The 19,391-nt window shown below is 68.8% G+C and carries 11 protein-coding genes; 7 read left to right on the top strand and 4 right to left on the bottom strand.

The window, feature by feature from the left end; genetic code table 11:
- Positions 1-297: 297 nt before the first annotated feature.
- Entirely contained in the window at positions 298-627 is a 330-nt protein-coding gene (locus tag ABS88_RS17820) for a DUF1244 domain-containing protein (protein WP_067112997.1), read from the bottom strand.
- 63 nt (positions 628-690) lie between these two features.
- Here ABS88_RS17820 and pyk point away from each other — a divergent pair, with 63 nt between their 5' ends.
- The 7 genes from pyk (at position 691) to ABS88_RS17785 (ending at position 10,004) form a co-directional block, all read left to right on the top strand.
- Positions 691-2,187: a pyruvate kinase gene (gene pyk, locus ABS88_RS17815; RefSeq protein ID WP_234002570.1), complete on the top strand. Its 1,497-nt coding sequence runs from the start codon at positions 691-693 to the stop codon at positions 2,185-2,187.
- Between the two features lie 183 nt (positions 2,188-2,370).
- Positions 2,371-3,144: an arginyltransferase gene (locus ABS88_RS17810; protein ID WP_067113001.1), complete on the top strand. Its 774-nt coding sequence runs from the start codon at positions 2,371-2,373 to the stop codon at positions 3,142-3,144.
- A 91-nt stretch (positions 3,145-3,235) separates the two neighbouring features.
- A complete protein-coding gene (locus ABS88_RS17805) occupies positions 3,236-3,622 on the top strand; it encodes a DUF3060 domain-containing protein (RefSeq protein WP_067181672.1) in 387 nt (128 codons plus the stop codon).
- 211 nt (positions 3,623-3,833) lie between these two features.
- Positions 3,834-6,272: an FAD-dependent oxidoreductase gene (locus ABS88_RS17800; RefSeq protein WP_076074290.1), complete on the top strand. Its 2,439-nt coding sequence runs from the start codon at positions 3,834-3,836 to the stop codon at positions 6,270-6,272.
- Positions 6,272-7,150, top strand: a complete 879-nt coding sequence (locus tag ABS88_RS17795) for a hypothetical protein (RefSeq protein ID WP_076074292.1) — start codon at positions 6,272-6,274, stop codon at positions 7,148-7,150. The genes ABS88_RS17800 and ABS88_RS17795 overlap by 1 nt, the downstream gene beginning before the upstream one ends.
- Before the next feature lie 15 nt (positions 7,151-7,165).
- Positions 7,166-9,112 carry a cytochrome c3 family protein gene (locus tag ABS88_RS17790; protein ID WP_076074295.1) on the top strand — a complete coding sequence of 649 codons (1,947 nt, stop codon included), beginning with the start codon at positions 7,166-7,168 and terminating at the stop codon, positions 9,110-9,112.
- A gap of 43 nt (positions 9,113-9,155) precedes the next feature.
- A complete protein-coding gene (locus ABS88_RS17785) occupies positions 9,156-10,004 on the top strand; it encodes a phosphodiesterase (protein WP_067113010.1) in 849 nt (282 codons plus the stop codon).
- A gap of 705 nt (positions 10,005-10,709) precedes the next feature.
- On the opposite strand, the gene ABS88_RS17780 is transcribed toward ABS88_RS17785, so the two are convergent.
- The 3 genes from ABS88_RS17780 to ABS88_RS17770 all read right to left on the bottom strand — a co-directional run bounded on the left by ABS88_RS17780 (position 10,710) and on the right by ABS88_RS17770 (position 19,385).
- A complete protein-coding gene (locus ABS88_RS17780) occupies positions 10,710-11,654 on the bottom strand; it encodes a D-2-hydroxyacid dehydrogenase (RefSeq protein WP_076074296.1) in 945 nt (314 codons plus the stop codon).
- Positions 11,655-11,766: 112 nt separating this feature from the next.
- On the bottom strand, positions 11,767-13,254 hold the full coding sequence (cysS, locus tag ABS88_RS17775) for a cysteine--tRNA ligase (protein WP_104960290.1): 1,488 nt from the start codon (positions 13,252-13,254) through the stop codon (positions 11,767-11,769).
- 134 nt (positions 13,255-13,388) lie between these two features.
- Positions 13,389-19,385 (bottom strand): hypothetical protein, encoded by a 5,997-nt coding sequence (locus tag ABS88_RS17770; RefSeq protein WP_104959357.1) that lies wholly within the window; start codon positions 19,383-19,385, stop codon positions 13,389-13,391.
- Positions 19,386-19,391: the final 6 nt, after the last annotated feature.

Below are 19,391 nucleotides of genomic sequence, written 5' to 3'. Positions count from 1 at the left end.
CAGCGCTGCCTCGCATGGACCCCGGCTTTCGCCGGGGAACGCCAGCATCCCTGTCTCAAGGGTGTAAACGCCAAACAAGTTCAGGGTGACGAATGGGAGAAACCGCGCAGAACGCCAAATCCCCACAGACCATAGGACGGATCGACATTCAGAAGATGGCGAGCCGGAGTCGAAGACGACCACAGGTCAAAATGGTGGATTTTCGGGACCCGGAGCGCAGCGTGCTGACGGCACGTGGGCACCGGAAGCGCGAAAGGCCGCCATTTGCAGGCCGCCAGAGCTGAATGTCGATCCGTCCTAGCGGGGTCCGGGATTCTTCGCCATGCTTTCTTCCATCCGGCGGAGCTGCTCGGCGGTCGCGGGGACGTGGTGGCGCGCCTTCCACTCGGCGGTCGGCATGCCGTGGACGATCGCGCGGGCCGCCTCCTTGTCCATCCCGTCCGCCTCGGCGATCCAGTCGCCCAGGCAGTTGCGGCAAAAGCCGGCCAGCCCCATCAGGTCGATGTTGGCGGCGTCGTGGCGGTGCCGGAGCAGGCGTACCAGCCGCCGGAACGCCGCCGCGGCCGCCGCGTCGTCGAGGGCGTCGAGCGGATCGTCCACGCCGTTCTGGTCTTCGCTGCACGCCATGGCTGCCTCCTTTTGCGTGGATCAATCGATATCGCGCGGTTGCCATGGCGCGAACGAAGCGCCATGCCCACGCACCGTAACGGCAATCAGGCAAGCGGAGCAACCGTGGTCCACACCCTTCCCCCCCGCCAGCGCAAGGTGCGCATCCTCGCCACGCTCGGCCCCGCGAGCGCGAATCCGGAGATGATCGCCGCGCTGTACCGCGCCGGCGCCGACGCTTTCCGCGTCAACATGAGCCATGGCGACCACTCGGGGCATGCGAAGGTGATCGCGGCGATTCGCGCGCTCGAGAAGGCGACCGGGCGCCCGTCGACGATCCTCGTCGACCTGCAGGGTCCCAAGCTGCGCGTCGGGACCTTCGCGGACGGCCCGGCGGAGCTGGTGACGGGGCAGGCGTTCGTGCTCGACACCGATCCGGCGCCGGGGGATGCGCAGCGCGTCCACCTGCCGCACCCCGAATTGTTCGCCGCGCTCGAACCCGGCACGCGGCTGCTGATCGACGACGGCAAGCTGGTGCTGCGCGTGAAGAGCGTGACTTCCGACTGCATCGCGACGATCGTCGAGGTCGGCGGCCGCATTTCGGACCGCAAGGGTGTCAACGTCCCCGACGTCGTCGTGCCGCTCGCCGCGCTCACCGAAAAGGACCGCCGCGACCTGTCCTTCGCGCTCGAACAGCATGTCGACTGGATCGCCTTGTCCTTCGTCCAGCGGCCCGAGGACGTGGCCGAGGCGCGGCGGCTGATCGGCGGCAAGGCGGCGCTGCTCGTCAAGTTCGAGAAGCCCGCGGGCGTCGCCCGGCTCGAAGAGATACTGGAGATTGCCGACGCCGCGATGGTCGCGCGCGGCGACCTGGGCGTCGAGCTGCCGCCCGAGGCGGTGCCGCCGCTCCAGAAGCGCATCGTCGCGACGGCGCGGCGGCTGGGCAAGCCGGTCGTCGTCGCCACCCAGATGCTCGAATCGATGATTGTCTCGCCGACCCCGACGCGCGCCGAGGTGTCCGACGTCGCGACCGCCATCTATGACGGCGCCGACGCGATCATGCTGTCGGCGGAGACCGCGGCGGGCGCCTGGCCGGTCGAGGCGGTGACGATGATGGATTCGATCGCGCGCTCGGTCGAGGGCGATCCCGACTATTACCGCCGGCTCCATTTCACCGAGACCTTTCCCGACGCGACGACCGCCGACGCGCTGGCCGAGGCGGCAGGCGGGATCATCGCGACGATCGCCGCCGACGCGATCATCTGCTTCACCGCGTCGGGCTCGACCGCGCGCCGCGTCGCGCGCGAGCGGCCCGGCGCGCCGCTGCTCATCCTGACCCCGAAGCGCGAGGCGGCGCGGCGGCTCGGCCTGCTGTGGGGCGCGCACGCGGTTCCGACCAAGGACATCGGCAGCTTCGAGGAGATGATCGCCAAGGGCAAGCGCATGGCGCTGCGCCACGGCGTCGGCCAGGCGGGCGCGAAGCTGGTGATGATGGCGGGGGTTCCCTTCGGCACGCCGGGGTCGACCAACGTGCTCCACGTCGCGACGCTGACCGGCGACGAGCTCAAGGGCTACGCCTGATCGATTCGAAACGGGACAGAATGTCCGGCCCGACCGCGCGGTTTTCCGATCTGATTCAGATCGGGACGAACAAAAATGGTAAACGGTCTTTGCACCATTGACGCGGGGCGGCATAGTCGGTGGAAAGAACGCGCCGGACCCGCGTGGGGGGATCCGCATCACAAGTCTGGAGGTCTAGTCCGCGTGTCCGCACCGTTCCGTTTCCCGCGCTTCTTCGTCACCAGCCCCGCGCCCTGCCCCTATCTGGAGGGCCGGACCGAGCGCAAGGTATTCACCGAACTGAGCGGCAACAATGCGAACGAGCTCAACGACGCGCTCGGCCGGATCGGCTTCCGCCGCAGCCAGTCGGTCGCCTATCGCCCGAGCTGCGCCGATTGCTCGGCCTGCGTCTCGGTGCGCGTCTGCGCCGCGGAATTCCGGCCCAGCCAGTCGCAGAAACGCACGATGCGCCGCAACGGCGACCTTGTCGTCACCGCCTGCAAGCCGTGGGCGACCGAGGAACAATATGCGCTGCTGCGCGCCTATCTGCTGTCGCGCCACCCGAGCGGCGGCATGGCCGACATGGACGAGCAGGATTTCGCCGACATGGTCGAGCAGACGCCGGTCGATTCCTACATGATCGAATATCGCGAACCGGCGGCCGACGGCGGCCGCGGCCGCCTCGTCGGCTGCTGCCTGACCGACCGGCAGGGCGACGGCCTGTCGATGATCTACAGCTTCTTCGACGCCCACCATCCGCTGCGCGAGGGACTGGGCACCTTCATCATCGCCGATCATGTCCGCCGCGCCGCGAAGGCCGGCCTGCCCTATGTCTATCTCGGTTACTGGATCGAGGGATCGGCGCGCATGGCCTACAAGGCGCGTTTCCGCCCGCTCGAAAAGCTCGGCCCCGACGGCTGGTCGCGCTTCGAGCCGGTGGCGTCCGATCGCATCGCGGCGATGTTCGAACTCGCCTGACCGGCGGCGCGCGGCGTTCGTTCATCGTGGAGCAAGATTTGTCCGCGCATGCCTGCGGCGGGGCATTCGAGGGGTTGTGAAGGAGACAGCCTTGCTTTCGAACGCCTTTTTCCCGAAATTCCCCGTCATGGCCGCGATCGGCCTTGTCGCCGCGGTGCCGGCTCTGGCTTTTGCGCAGAGCGGCAGCGCCGGAACGCGCAGCGGCGCGACGATCGATGGGGTCGGACAGACGCTGACCGTCGATTGCGAGGGCCGCGCGGCGGTCGTCAGCGGCACCGAAAACGAGATCAGCTTCGTGGGCGACTGCCCGTCGCTGACCGTGACCGGCACCGACAACCGGATTCGCATCGCGCTGCGCGCCGGGGCGCCGGTGAATGTGTCGGGCGTCGACAATGTCGTCACCTGGAGCACCGCCGGGAAGGCGCGCCCGCGCGTGTCGATCCAGGGTGTCGGCAACCGGGTCGCGCCCGCGCGCTGATCGCGCGCGCTTCGGCCGGCATCCGTCTCCCCGGTTGACCCGCCCCCGCTTTCAAGGGCATAGCGTTCCGATCAGGACATAAGTCCGGGTCGCATCCATGCAGAGGTTGCCGGGGGGCTGGCGGCCAGGGGGAAGGGATGCCAGCGCGCATGTTCGTCAGGATGGTCGTCAGCCGCAGCGAGCCTGCCTTTCGCGGGCGGGCCGCGCGCGCATGAGCGAGACGGTCCGGGTCGCGATCATCGGGTCCGGTCCCGCCGGGCTGAGCGCCGCCGCGCGCGCGGCGCAGCTCGGGCTCAGCCATGTGCTGCTCGAAAAGACCGACCATCTGTCGGACACGATCTTCAAATATCAGAAGGGCAAGCACGTCATGGCGACGCCGGCTCGCCTCGACCTGCGCTCCGACTGCCGCTTCGACGAAGGGTCGCGCGAGGCGATCCTGGGCATCTGGGACGAGGACGCCGCGGCCAACAAGGTGACCGTCGCCTATCGCGCCGAGGTCGTCGAGGTCACGGGCGAAAAGGGCGCCTTCCATATCCGGACGGCGAGCGGCGATACGATCGTCGCCGAGCATATCGTGCTGGCGATCGGGACGCAGGGCAACCCGAACCGGCTGCGCTGCCCCGGCAATGATCTGCCGCACATCATCTATCAGGTCGACGACCCGGAGGATTTCAGGGACCGGCACATCACGGTCGTCGGGTCGGGCGACGCGGGGATCGAAAATGCGCTCGGCGTCGCCGAGGAGGCGCTCGAGAACCGGGTGACGATCCTTAATCGGTCGAAGGATTTCGCGCGCGCCAAGGCGAAGAACGTCTCCGACCTGATGGAGGCGGGCGAGAATGGCGCGATCGACATCCGCACCGAAACCCAGCCCAAAATCGTCGAACCGGGCTGGCTGACGCTGGAGACGCCGACCGGCGACGAGCGGATCGAGTGCGACGTGATCGTCGCGCGGCTGGGATCCGTCGCGCCGCGAGCCTTCGTCGAATCGATGGGGATCGAATTCACCGGCCCCGACCGCGAAGCCTTTCCGAAGCTGTCGCCGACCTTCGAGACGACGGTGCCCGGCATCTACGTCATCGGCGCGCTCGCGGGCTATCCGCTGATCAAGCACTGCATGAACCAGGGCTATGACGTCGTCGAATTCATCAACGGCAACAACGCGTTGACCCCCGCCGACGAAAAGGACCTTGCAACGATCTTCGCAAACCTGCCGCAGCAGAAAACAGTCGGCGAGTGGCTTGACCATCTGCGCGTGCGGGTGCGCATCTTCGCCGACGTGTCGCCGCTCCAGATGCGCGAATTCATGCTCGATTCGAAGATTGCCTATTACCCTGCGGGCGAGGTGGTGTTCGAAAAGGACGAGCCGGGATCGTCGCTGTTCGCGATCGCCGACGGCCATGCGCTGGTCGAGGTGGCGCCGGGCGTCAACGTGCCGATCGAGCAGGGGTCGATCTTCGGCGAGGTCGGGCTGATCTCTGGCCGCAAGCGCGGCGCGACGATTCGCGCCGGCGAGGACAGCATCTTCGTGGAGGTGTCGCGCACCGCCGCGCTCAAGCTGATGGGCGCGGTGCCGGGCGCGAAGCGCGTGATCGAACGCATCTCGCTCGAACGCCAGCTTCTCCAGATCTTCAAGGGCGGCCTGAGGGTCGAGGATCTGGCGCCTGTCATCGACGGGGCCGAGGTGATCCGCGTGCCCGCCGGCAAGCCGGTGGTCGTGGAGGGCGACGCGGGCGACGACGTTTATGTCGTCCGTTCCGGCTCGATGGTGGTCGAAAAGCACATCGGCGGCCGGCCGATCTTCCTGCGCTACCTGCCCGCGGGCAGCTATTTCGGCGAAATGGCGGTGCTGAGCGGAGAGAAGCGCAACGCGACCGTCAAGGCAGCGGTCGGCAGCGAGGTGATCAAGCTGACCGGCGCGGGGTTCAAGGCAATGCTCGCCGCGCGGCCGCAGGTGCGCGCGGCGACCGAGGCCGCGGTCGCCGAGCGCGCGGCGATGAACGGCTTCATCGAATCGCGCAAGACCAGCTATGCGAGCGCGGTCGATCTTTATTCGGACACCGCCAGCTTCATCATGAAGGAAGGGCTCGGCGAGGCGACCGATGCGCTGCTGATCGACGAGAATCTGTGCGTCGGCTGCGACAATTGCGAAAAGGCCTGCGCCGACAGCCACGAAGGACTGTCGCGGCTCGACCGCGAGGCGGGGCGGACCTTTGCGCATCTGCACGTCCCGACAAGCTGCCGCCACTGCGAGCATCCGCACTGTATGGCCGACTGTCCGCCGAACGTCATCCATCGCGGCCCCGACGGCGAAGTCTATATGGAGGACGGCTGCATCGGCTGCGGCAACTGCATGCGCAACTGCCCCTATGGCGTGATCCGTATGGAATCGACGCCGCCGCCGAAGCCCGGTCTGCTCAGCTGGCTGCTGCTCGGCCGGGGGCCGGGGCCGGGCGAACCGTCGCCCCAATGGACCAAGGCGAATATGCCCGAGGGCAAGAAGCCCAAGAAGATCGCCGTCAAGTGCGACATGTGCAAGGGGATCGCGGGCGGCCCCGCCTGCGTGCGCGCCTGTCCCACCGGCGCCGCGATCCGCGTCTCGCCCGAGGAGTTCCTGTCGGTCACCCGGCTCGAAGAGGATGCCGACTGATGGCGACGCTGTTCCGGCGCCGTGCGCAGCGCACCCATGTCGAACGCGTCCGTCAGCGTCGGCACGAAGGATTCCTGCGCTACGCCAATTTCCGCTGGGCGAAGATTTCCGGCATGCTCTGCCTGCTGATCGTCGTTTCCTATGCGCTAGTCGACGTGACACCGCGCCCCAATGGCGGGAGCTGGTACGGCTATACGCTGGGGACGATCGGCGCCGCGCTGATCCTGTGGCTCACCGCGCTCGGCTATCGCAAGCGCCGGATGACGAGCGATTACTGGTCGCTGAAGGCGTGGACCTCCGCGCATGTCTATCTGGGGCTCAGCCTGATCGTCATCGGTACCTGGCACACCGGTTTCCAGCTAGGCTGGAACGTCCACACGCTCGCCTGGGCGTTGATGATGCTCGTCATCCTGTCGGGGCTCTACGGCGTGGTCGTCTATGCGACGCTGCCGGCTGCGCTGTCGAACAACCGCGAGCAGATGACGCAGATGCAGATGCTCGAGGCGATCCGCGCCTTCGACCGCCAGCTTCATGCCGCAGCGCAGCCGCTGACGGCTGAGGATGCCGCCCCGGTGCTCGCCGCGCTGGACGAGGACCCATTCGCGGGGGGCATCCGCGGGCGGCTGACCGGGCGCTATCCTCGCTGTGCGACGGCGGCTGCGCTGCGCGCGCTGGCGGGCTCGCGCGCGGCCGATGCTGAAGCGCGCGGCAAGGTCGTCGGCCTGCTGCGCCAGAAGGAGGCGGCGCTTGCGCGGCTGCGCCGGCATCTGCGGCTGCGAGCACTGCTCGAAATATGGGTTTATGTGCATGTTCCGCTGAGTTTTGCGTTGATCGTGGCGCTGTCGGCGCACATCGTCAGCGTTTTTTTCTACTGGTAGGCGGGGAGGGGGACGATGAGCTTCATCCTGCGCCGCATCGCGACGACGAAGACGGGCAAGCAGATCGTCCGCGACCAGCCGCTGCCGGGCGACACGATCACGCTGGGGCGCGAAAGCGGCAACGGCATCCACATTCCCGACCTGGCGGTGAACCCGCACCATGCGACGATCGGCAGCAGCGACGGCCGCCATGTCCATGTCGCGGCGCAGGAGGGGCTGGGCTTCGACCTGAACGGCCGCACGCTCGACGCCGCCGACATCGACAGCGCGGCTGGCGCCGAACTGCGGTTCGGCGGGCACCGGCTGACGGTCGCGCGCGAGGGCGACGCGATCGTCCTGCTCGTCGAACGGATCGACGAACTGTCGCAATCGTCGAAGGACGTCGACGAGGCGAAGGCTTTCTCGCTGGCCGGGACGATGCCGGGCAAGCGGCTGGGCGCCTGGACCTTCGCCATCCTCGTCTTCCTCGCCTTCCTCGCCGGGCCGATCTGGGCGTGGCACAGCTATCGGCAGGTCGACGAGCGGCCGGGCGGCTATCATGCCGACCTCGCCTGGTCGTCGGGGCCGCTGTCGAGCGCGCACAAGAGCCTGAAGGGCGACTGCCAGTCGTGCCACGTCGACGCCTTCGTCGCGGTGACCGACAAGGCGTGCGTCGGCTGCCACACCGGCGAGCACAAGGCGATGAGCGCGGCGCACGCCAATGCGCCGACCGCGATGCTGCTTGCGGCACGCCACCCGCCCGGCGTCGGCGAGCGCATTCTCGCGGGCTTCGCCAAGACCTTCAACCGGCCGCAGGGCCGCTGCGTCGATTGCCATACCGAACATGAAGGCGCCGGGCCGATGCCGGCGACACCGCAGAAATTCTGCGCCGACTGCCATGACGGGATGCAGGCGCGGCTGGTGAAGGCGGGCTTCGAGCCGACCGTCGCCGATGCCGCCGATTTCGGCACGCTGCATCCCGAATTCCGGCCGCTCGTGCGCACCGCGCCGGGCGCGAAGCCAGTGCGCGCGGCGCTGAGCAAGGGGGCGATCGTCGATCAGGGCGGGCTCAAATTCCCGCACGACCTGCATCTGCAGGCCAATGGCGGGGTCGCGCGCATGGCGGCGAGCTTCCGCGGCCGCCATGGCTTCGGGCAAAAGCTCGAATGTGCGAACTGTCATCGCCCCGACGCCGACGGGGTACGGATCAGCCCGGTCGAGATGGAGCGCGACTGCGCGATGTGCCACAGTCTCGCGTTCGAGACGGTCGGCGGGGTCACGCGGACGCTCCGCCACGGCGAGCCGCGGCAGGTGGTCGCCGACCTGATCGCCTATTACCGTTCGACCCCGCCGACGCGGCCGCTGCAACTCGGCGGCATGGAGCGGCGGCGCCCCGGCCAATATGCCGAGGGACAGGTCTACAACATCTATTTCCGCGAGGTCGCGGCGCGCCCGAACCGCGCCGAGGATGCGGTGCGCGCCGTCTTCTCGAAGGGCGGCGCCTGCTATGATTGCCACACCATCTTCGCGCCCGCCGCGGGCAACGACTGGCGCGTGATGGCGGTGAACCAGACGCCGCGCTTCCTGACCAAGGGCTGGTTCGACCATGATGCGCACAGGGAAACCGACTGCGCCGACTGCCACGTCGCGGCGACGCGATCGAAGGCGGCGAGCGACCTTCTGATCCCCGGCCTCCGCCAGTGCCGCGACTGCCATGTCGGCGAGGGTGGCGCGCGGCTGGTCAAGGTCGCGACCGCGACCGAATCGCCTTGCGCGATGTGCCACGAATATCACAGCGACGGGGGCAAGCCGTGGGTGCCCGCGCGCCAGCGCAGGAAGGGAAGCGCGGCCATCGCCGATCGGCCGCCGCCCGCCGCGCAGGCTGTGAGCCTGATCACAGGGCCGGCGGCGCGCGGCCTCTATGATGGGACATGGCGCAGCTCGGCGCCGAAACTGGCCTCGACGACAGGGCGCGGCGGATGAAGATCAGGCGGTCGGGGCCCGGCGGCCGGGGTGGGGGACGGATATGCTAATCGCCCAGATCACCGATATCCATCTGGGTTTCGACCCGGACAATCCGGCCGAATACAACCGCAAGCGGCTCGACGCCGTGCTCGACGTGCTGATCGATGGGCCGAACCGGCCCGACCTGCTGATCGCCACCGGCGACATCACCGATTGCGGCGATGCCGGCAGCTATGCCCAGCTCAAGGCCGCCTTTTCGCGCTGTCCCTTCCCGGTCTGGCCGAGCGTCGGCAACCACGACCTGCGCGACCCGTTTCACGCGGCCTTCCCCGGCTTCGACGACGGTGCCGGCTTCGTCCAATATGCGATCGAACTGCCCGAGCTGCGACTGGTGACCATCGACACGCTGGAGGAGGGGCGCCACGGCGGCGCCTTCTGCGACGCCCGCGCGGCGTGGCTCGACGCCGAACTGGCGAAGGACGGCGGCAAGCCCACCTATATCGTGATGCACCACCCGCCGATCGAAAGCGGGATCGAATGGATGAACACCCATCCCGGCGAACCCTGGGTCGGCCGCCTGACCCGGGTCGTGCGCCGCCACCCGCAGGTGCGCGGCCTGATCTGCGGCCACCTGCATCGCAGCGTGACCGTGGCGTGGGAAGGGCGCACCATCGCCATCTGTTCCTCGACCGCGCCGCAGGTGTCGCTGGACCTGCGGGCGATCGACCCGGACCGCCCCGACGACCGCCCGATGATCGTCGCCGAGGACCCGGCTTATGCGCTGCACCACTGGAACGGGCGCGAACTGGTCAGCTTCTACGACCATGCCGGGGCGCACACGACCCTCGCCAGATATGACGAGCGCCTGCAACCGCTGGTGCGCGAGTTGAAGGCCGAACGGCCGGAGTAGGCCGGTCCGGGATCGCTCGTCGTCCTGTGGCCTGTGGGGATTCGGGTTTCGGCACGGATGTTTCCCTTTCGTCACCCTGAAACAGGTTGGCAGTTAGCAATTGGAGCGGCGTGCCATAAATCTGCAACGCCCCAGTCGAGACACCCATCGGCCTTGCGCCACGCTGATGGGTGTCTCGACTGCGCTCGACACGAACGGGACGATGGGTCAGATTTAAGGCTCGATGCTCCATCCCTTTTCGACAAGGAATCGTTCCCCGGCGAGAGTCGGGGTCCAGATGGCCGGCGCTGTCCCGCATTGGACCCCGGCTTTCGCCGGGGAACAGCTCCTTACTTGCCTGATGGATATCTATACCAACGCGTTTCAGGGCCCATGGTCTGTCCCTGAATGAAAGGCTGCGGAAAAGGGAAGGTCCGGCCATGGATGCTGAAACGAGTTGGCGTTTATACCCTTGAGACAGGGACGCTGGTGATCCCCGGCGAAAAGCCGGGGTCCATGCGAGGCAGGCGCACGTAGCTGGACCCCGGCTTTCGCCGGGGAACGCTCACTTGTCGGAAGGGGGTAATTGCCAAACAAGTTCAGGGTGACGAAGGATGGGGCAGCGCGCCGGACCCCGAATCCCCACAGGCCTTAGACCATGATGACATTAGACGGACTCGTCATTGCGAGCGGCGAAGCCGCGCGGCAATCCAAAGTCATCGGAGTCTAATAGCCCAGCGTCAGGTCGACCTGCGGCGCGACCGGTTCGCCCCTGTGCCAGCGACCCAGATTGTCGAGGAAGCGTTCGGCAGCGCGCGCGAACATCCTGTCCTGCGCGCGGCCCGACAGGTGCATCGTGACATGCGCGTTGTCGAGCGCCCACAGCGGGTGGTCGGCGGGCAGCGGTTCGGGGGTGGTGACGTCGAGGAAGGCGGCGCCGATGCGCTTTTCGGTCAGTGCCGCGACCAGCGCTTCCTGATCGACGACGCTGCCGCGCGCGATATTGATCAGCGTTGCGTCGGGCTTCATCGCCGCCAGTTCGGCGGCGCCGATCATGCCGTCGGTTTCCGCCGTCGCGGGGACCGCGAGGATCACCCAGTCGTAATCGCCGAGGCGGCCGCGCCACTGGTCGGGGGTCAGGGTGCCCGGTCCGGGCGAGCGGCGCACCACCGTCACATCGACCGCAAAGGCCTTCAGCCGTTCCTCGATCAGCCTGCCGATCGCGCCATAGCCGAGCAGCAGCGCCCTCGATCCGGCCAGTTCGACCTTACCCGGCGAATCGATCAGCCATTCGCGGCGTTCCTGCGCGCGCACGACCTCGCGATAGCCCTTGGCGACGGTCAGCATTCCCATCACCACATATTCGGCGATGGTGATCGCGTTGATCCCGGCGCCGTTGGTGACGACGACGCCGCGCGTGCGCAGCAGGTCGAGCGGCATGCGGTCGACCCCGGCATAGATGGAGTTCAGCCACCGCATCTTCGCCGCCGCGGTGATCGCGGTCGCCATGTCGCGCTTGTCGTGCATGTCGAACCAGCCGATGTCGGCCTCGGGCGCCATCGCCATCGCCTCTTCCTTGGTCCGGAAGAAGCGCGGTACGACCCAGTCGGGCAGGCGGCTTTCGACGAGCGGGCGGATCAGGTCCGACAGGACGGTGACGGTCTTGATCACGGAAATTGCTCTCCCTCTTCCGTTCGCATCGAGCGAAGTCGAGATGCCCATCGGTCGCGCGCGCCTGTCGGGTGTCTCGACTTCGCTCGACACGAACGGACCGCGATGTCGTTCAGCTTTCGAGCCGCCAGTCCCAGCCGAGCGGGTCGCCGTCCATCACCTCGACCCCGGCGGCGCCCAGCTCGTCGCGCAGCGCGTCGGACGCGGCGAAATCCCTGGCGGCCCGCGCTTCCTTGCGGCGCGCCAGCGTCGCTTCGATGGCGGTTTCGTCGATGGTCGCACCCTTGGGACGGACGCGCAGCGCCTCGCGCGAGAGCGTCAGCAGGTCGAGCCCGAGGACGCCGTCCATCCGTTCCAGCAGCGTGCGCTTCTGCCCCGCGTCGACTTTCTTCATCGCCGCCGCTTCCTCGATCAGGGTGAGCGCAATCGGGGTGTTGAGGTCGTCGGAGACCGCCGCGTCGAACCTTGCGAGCAGGTCGGCCAGCCGCCGGTCGGTCACCGGTACAGCCTCCGCTTCGCGGACGGCCGCCGCCGCCATCACCAGCCGCTTGAGTCGGGTCAGCGCCGCACCGAGGCCTTCCCACGAAAATTCCAGTTCGCTGCGATAATGCGCCTGGAGGCACATCAGGCGATAGGCGAGGGGGTGATAACCGCGGTCGACGAGCGTCTGGAGGCGCAGGAATTCGCCCGCCGATTTCGACATCTTGCCGCCGCGCCCCTGGTCGTTTCTGGCGATCAGGAAATTATTGTGCATCCACATGCGGGCGCCCGAATGCTCCGCGCAGTCGAGCCCGCCGCAGCCGCGCCACGCCTGATTCTGGGCGATCTCGTTCGGATGGTGGATTTCGCGGTGGTCGATGCCGCCGGTGTGGATGTCGAACGGCAGGCCCAGTTCGGCCTCGCCCATCACCGAGCATTCGAGATGCCATCCGGGCGCGCCGCGTCCCCACGGCGAATCCCACTCCATCTGGCGCGTCTCGCCGGGCGGCGTGCGGCGCCAGATCGCGAAATCGGCGGCGTGGCGCTTGCCCTCGACCTCGTCGATGCGGCCTTCTCCCTCGTCGGTCACCGCGCGCGCCAGCCGGCCGTAATCGGCGACAGTCGACACGTCGAAATAGAGGCCGCTGTCGAGCTGGTAGCAATGGGCGTCGGCGATGCGCTCCGCGAACGCGATCATGCGCGGGACATAGTCGGTGGCGACCGTCCATTTCGCGGGATCGCGCACGCCCAGCCGCGCGAGGTCGCGCTTGAACTCGGCGGTGTAGAAGGCGGCGATGTCCCACGCCGACTTGCCCTGTGACGCTGCCGCCTTTTCCATCTTGTCGTCGCCGGCGTCGGCGTCGGAGGTCAGGTGGCCGACGTCGGTGATGTTGATGATGTGGCGCAGCGCATAGCCCTTGAACGCGAGCGTCCGCCCCAGCGTGTCGGCGAAGACATAGGCGCGCATGTTGCCGATGTGCTGGTAATTGTAGACGGTCGGCCCGCACGAATAGACGCGCGCCTCGCCCGGATGGACGGGCCGGAAATCTTCCAGTTGGCGCGTCAGGCTGTTGAACAGCCGGAGCGGCGCGCCGGGCGCGGGGGCGGGGGCGTCGGTCATCCCCGCGCCCATGCCCCGCGCCGGGGTTCGCCGTCAACCGAAAGGCGCCTCGAACCAAGTCCGGGAGTGATACGCCCATGATCTCCTCTCCCGCTTGCGGGAGGGGAGTCAGCCATTCAATGAACCGATACGCCTTAGCTCCCCGGCGAGGTCCACAGGTCGTCGTTGCCCGCCCCGGTCACCGGATCGTCGAGCAGCGGCTCGCCGGTCATCGGGTCGAGTTCGCGCATCGTGATCAGCGGGGTCGGCAGGGTGCTGCCTTCGCCTTCGTCGCTGTCGGCGCTCGCCTCTTCCTCGATGACGTCCTGAACGGGGAAATTCATCTCCACGCCCCCCGGCTGCGCGGGCAGGCAGGCGCCCGTGTTGAGGATCAGGCAGCCGTTGAGCGTCGAGCGCCGGTCGAAGCTTCCGGAAGCCGGCGCCGCGCCGTTGACGGTGAGCAGCGGGATGGTGTCGAGGCCGGTGACCGGGCCCGACGCGCCGGCCGCGACGCCGTTGACGACGATGCGCGCGGTCGGCGCCGATGCATCGACGTTGAGCCCGAGCGCGCCGAAGGTCAGCCCGCGCCGCTGAGCGGTTTGCGTTCCGGCGCCGCTGTTCTGGACATAGAAGCCGTCGCCGACGGCGGCATCGATGCCCCCGGCGAACAGCGCGCCCTCGTCGCTGGTCACTCCGTCATTCTCGGCAAGGCGCGCGTCGATGGCGTCGATCGAAGCCGCCCCCGCGATGTCGCCGATCGCCGCCTGCGTTGCGACGAAGACGGCGCTCGCGGCAAGGTTCAACCGGCCGGCGGGATCGCTGCCGTTCGACAGGCGCACGCTTCCCTGGCCGAGGATGACCTCCAGCGCCGTATCGGCGGCGACGGTCAGGCTGTTGGTGTCGGCAAGATCGGTCAGCGCGACCGCGCCGATCACGCGCGCGCGGCCCGGCGTCCGCAGCGTCAGCGATCCGTCGGTGCCGAGGTTGGCGTTCGAGGATGCGCCGCCGGTCATGGTGAAGCCGTCGATCACCAGGTCGGGCTCGGCGCCGCCGCCGGCGACCATCGGCGCGATAATCTCTATGGCGGCGGCATGGAGGCGCGTCATCTCGTCGGCGTCGATGTGATAGCCGGTGACGGTGCCGGTGCCGCCGACGAAGCTCTGCCGTCCGTCGTCGTTGTTGGCGAGCGACAGCGTGCGGGTGATGCCCAGGGTGCCGAGGTGGCCGCTCGGCGCGATGGTGATGTCGCGCGAGGCGAGCGTCATGTCGCGGCCGGTCACCGCGCCGTCGACGAGGATGGTCGTGCCGGCGCTGGCGGCGAGGCCGTCGGTCACGCCGACGCCGGCCATCGAGATCATCTCGGCGGCGTTGAACTGGGCGGCGTCGGCGGTCAGTGCTTCGATGATCATATGCTCGCCGCTGTTGTCGAAGCGCGCCGTGCCGGCGATGGTGGCATTCTCGACGATGAACCGGTTGCCCGAGCGGATCGCCGCGTCACCGACGTCGGTGACGATGTTGGCGAAGGTGATCGGTCCGTTGGTCCCGATGTCGAGGCTGTCGGCGCTGACGCTGACGGCGTCGCGCGAATTCAGGTTCCCGACGCGGACGGCGCCGTCGTCGGTGGTCAGCGTCGTCACGCCGCGGCTGTAGATCTCGTCGGCGTCGATTCCGGTCCCGGCGCTCAGCGTCACGGCGCCGTCATCGCCGGTTTCCGCCGAATCTATGGCGATCGACCCGTCGGCGACGAGGGTCAGGTTGCCGCCCGCGATCACCGATCCCGTGACCGTGCCGCCCGCGTCCGCGATCAGATTGTCGAAGGCGCCGACGCGGACGGCGGCGATGTCCGTGCCGGCCGTCAGCATGACGTTGGAAAGGTCGGCCGGCGTCGTCGCGATCTGCAGGAAGGGCACCGGCACCGATCCGCCGCCCGCATAGACGACGCTGCGGCCGTCGGGGCCGGTTCCGGTGGTCGCCGCATCGGTGGCGTCGATCGCGCCGCCCGCCTGGACGGTCAGGTCGTCGCCGGCGGTGACGTTGGCCAGCGTCGCTGTCGTCCCGACGAGGACGAACACATCCTCGCCCGCCGTCCCCCCGGTCAGGCTCGCCGCGCCGCCGGTACGGATACCGATCATCGTCGCCGCGCTGCTGTCGGTCAGCGCCGCGTCGCCGCCCGCATCGACGAACACATAGCCTTCGGAGAGGCTATTGCCCGACGGATCGGCATAGCCGCCCGCCGCATCGGCTTCGGCGGTCACATTGCCCCCGGCAGTCAGTTCGACGTTGCCGCCCGCGCGATAGATACCCGAAAGGTCCGTTCCGGCGGAGACGATGACGTTGCCGGCCGCATCGGCCAGCCCGATCGCGACGTTGCCCGTGCTCGCCGTCGCGCGCAGCGTTCCATCGGACTGGATCGTGCCGCCGACGGCGATGCCCGGGCCGTCGATGGCGACCGTGCCGCCCGCGGTTATGTCGGTTCCGAAGACGCCGTCGGCGGCGCCTGTGCCCTCCGCGGTCAGCGAGACGAAACTGCCCGCGCTCACCGTGTTGAAGGCGATCGACTGGCCGTTCACCGACACGAAGCCGCCGGCGCTCGAATTGCCGAGGTCGACCGTGCCGGGCGAGGCCACGACGATGTCGCCGCCGGTGACGATCGAGTTGAGCCCGGTCGCGAAGCTGCCGACGTTGGCGGTGAAGTTGCCCGTCGCCTCCGCATGGACGACGGTGGCGGCACCCGTCGAGGTCAGCACGATGTTGGCGCCATCGGCTTCGGAATCGGTGCCGCTGCCGGTCGCTTCGATCCGGCCGAGCGCCATGCTGGCGGCGGTGATGCGCATATCGTCGCCCGCCGCGATGATTCCGGAGGTTCCGATGCTGCCGTTGACGGCGCTCAGCGCCATGTCGCCGCCCGCGCGCGCCGACCCGATGGCGATCGAGCCGTTCGTCGAGGTCAGGGCCAGCGCGGCGTCGCTCGCCGCGGTGCTGCCCGCGTCGCCGGTGATGCTGTTGGCGGCGGTCAGCGTGGCATTGCCCACCGCCGCGATAGTCGGTGCGCCGCCGGCCGCCGGCGTGGCGTGCCGCAGGTCGATCTGGTCCCCGGCCGCGATGTCCAGCGTGCCGCCCACCGCGACGTGGCCGCCGCCGGCGGCATAGATGCCGACCGACCCGTCGGTCGTCAGCCGCATGTCGCCCGTCGTCGCGATCGAGCCCGCGCCGGTGGGTGCCAGCAGAATGCCCGTCGTCGCGGTGTCGAGATTGCCGGCGGTCGGCGCGGCCACCCCGGTTACCGAGACGTTCAGATCGGCAAAGGTCGTGCGGCCGTCGCCGCCGATCACGACCCGCCCGGCATCGTCGCCGCTGGCCGAGATGCCGGTGAAGCCCAGGTTCAGCTCGCCCGTCCGGCCGTTCGCTGTGGTCGCTTCGAACAGGACGCGGCCGCCGGCGGTTCGGCCTTCCCCGCCTGCGCCTCCGTCGCCGCCCGTTCCGAAGCCGCCTTCGCCGGGCGCCCCCGCGGTGCCGTCGGCCCCGACGAGCAGCGAGTTGCTGCCGGTGGTGATCGTGCCCCCGGCGGCGAGCAGATGCACCGTCCCGCCGATGCCCGTTCCCGCCGCACCGCCTTCGCCGCCCGAGGCGGTGCCCATGTCGTTGCTTGCGCCCCGGCCGCCGCCGCCGCCGGTGCCCACGCTTCCCAGTTCGGCGATCGCCGAGGAGTTGTCGGCGTCGATCAATATCGTGGCGCCGTCGCGCGCGATGATTTCCTGCGTGCCGCCGGTGCCGGTGCCGCCCGCGCCGCCCGCCGGCGCCAAGGTCGGGTCGGTGTAGGAGATAGTGCCGAACCCGCCTTCTCCGCCGGTGGCCGAGGCGCGCAGGTTGGCGCTGAGAACCACCGCGCTGCCGGCTTCTCCGATGACCTCCAGCCGTGCGGTGCCGCCGACCGCGTCGCCGCCGTTTGCTCCCGTCGAGCCGGCCGAAAAGCCGCCCGCGCCGCCGGTCGCCTCGGCGCTCATGATCGAGAAGAGTGGACCGATGGCATGGTCGGTGACGATCAGTTGCGCGGTTCCGCCTTGCGCGTCGCCGCCCCGGCCGGCCGGCCCGGCACCATAGCCGGTTCCACCCATGCCGCCCAGCGCGTCCGCGCTGGCGATGACGAGGTCGGAAATATCCGTATCGGCGGCAAGGCCAAGCGTCGCGGTGCCGCCCCGGCCCAGACCGCCGCCGCCCTGGGCGCCGGTGAGGTCGCTGCCCGAACTGACATCATAGGTGGCGCCGCCGCTGCCGCCCTCGCCATGGGCATCGACGTTCAGGGTCCCGCCGCTTATGGTGCCCGATACCAGATCGAAACGGGCCGAGCCGCCGATGCCGTCGCCGCCGTCGCCTGCATCGCCACCCGTCACGAACGCATAGAATTCGCCACCGCTGCCCCCGCGACCCGATGCGTCGATAAGAAGGGCGCCCATCTGCACGTCGGCGCCGTCGATGCGCATCGTCGCCGTGCCGCCGGAGCCCGTGCCGCCGGTTCCCGCCGGGCCAACCGGAATGCCCGAATCGAAATCGGCGCCGCTGGTCCCGAATCCGCCGCCGCCACGTGCGACGACCGCGATGTCGCCCGCCTCCAGTTCGCCACCGGTCAGTTCGGCGCGCGCCACGCCACCGCGCCCGGTGCCGCCCGGGGTGTTGCCGTCTTCCGCCACGGCGCTGATGACGAGGTTACCGACCTCGGTTCTGCCGCCGCTTTGCGAATAGGTCGCGGTGCCGCCCTGGTTGATGCCGGTGACCGGATCGGTCCGGCCGTCGGCCCGGATGGCGAGCGTTCCGCCGCCGGGCAGGCCGCCGACAAAGATCGAACCCCCGTCGCGGACCGTGACCGAGGCATCGCCTGTCGCGCCGCTCGATTCGATGGTCAGGTTGCCGTCCGCGCCCGCCGACTGGCCGCTGCCGCCGGTGCCGACCACCAGCGCCGCCGAGGCATCGCCGATGAACAGCCCCTCGCCTTCGACATGGATCTCGCCGGGCCGTTCCGGCGCGGGGCCGGTGGGCGGGACAGCGGGAAGCTGTTGCTGCGATTGCCCCAGGAAAGCGCCGCTGGCGTGAGCGGTAGTGTTGCTGAGAAAGCGCACGTCGCCGACCGTGATGTTCGCCGCGGGGCCGTTGACGGTCGAGGCATCGATCTCGCCACCGACGATGTTGTAGCCCGCTGACAGCCGGACCGCGCCATCGGGGTCTGTCTGGACAATCGTGGCATCCTGATAGCCGACCTGTCCCGACACCAGCATGGTGACGGCGTCGTTCTTCGCGATCGCCACCATATGGATGCGACTGTCATAATTGCTGCCGTCGACATGTGCCGGCCCGGTGGTGATGCCCGTATGGGTGATGGCGTCGCCGCCCTCCGTACCGGTGATGACATTGATATCGAACAGCCCGGTGTTGATCCGGATATCGGCGGCTTCGGCCGCGACATAGGCGACCGATCCGTTGGCCTGAACGCGGCCGGCCTGCGCGATGCGCGGTGCGACAAGCGCGACATAGCTGCTGCCGGGATTGAATTCGTGATTCGCGTTGATCCTGCCGTTGACGGTAACCGTCGCCACGCTGCCGGGGGCGGCCCGGAACCGGATCGCTCCGGTCGCCGGATCGAAAAACCCGTCGCCCGTTTCGATCGCGTTGGCGGTCAGGACCAGACTGCCGACGTTGATCATGGCGTCGGTGCCGATCAGGATGCCGCCGGCGTTGTAGAACCAGATGCTGCCGCTCTGGGCGCTTCCGTCCGAACTGTTGATATTGCCGTTCAGCGCAACCCGTCGGCTCAGTGCGCCGCCCGCGCCGTTGACGAAGCGGTTGAGAACGACAAAATCGCCGCTGCCGTTGAAATTCCAGTTATGGTTCTGCTGCAGCACTTCGATGTCGCCGCCGGTCGGGGCGCTGTCGTCCGGAACCCAGTTGATGATCGTCTGGGGACCGGAGACGCCGACCGTCGTCGTCCGGCTTGCTATGTCGGTGCCGACCGTGACGCTGCCGGGCGGGTCGAGGGGCGTGGCCGCGACCTGCGCATGCGCGCCCTGTGCAAACACCATCAGGCCCGCCGCGACGGCGCAGCTTTCGAGCAGGCGCCGCTTGCCTTTGTGAACGGCCGAGGGGGCTGCGTGGGCCGGCATGGCGTT

The organism is Sphingopyxis sp. SCN 67-31, assembly GCF_001725095.1.
The sequence above is the reverse complement of the archived record's forward strand: the minus strand, read 5'-3'. Positions and strand labels throughout refer to the sequence as shown.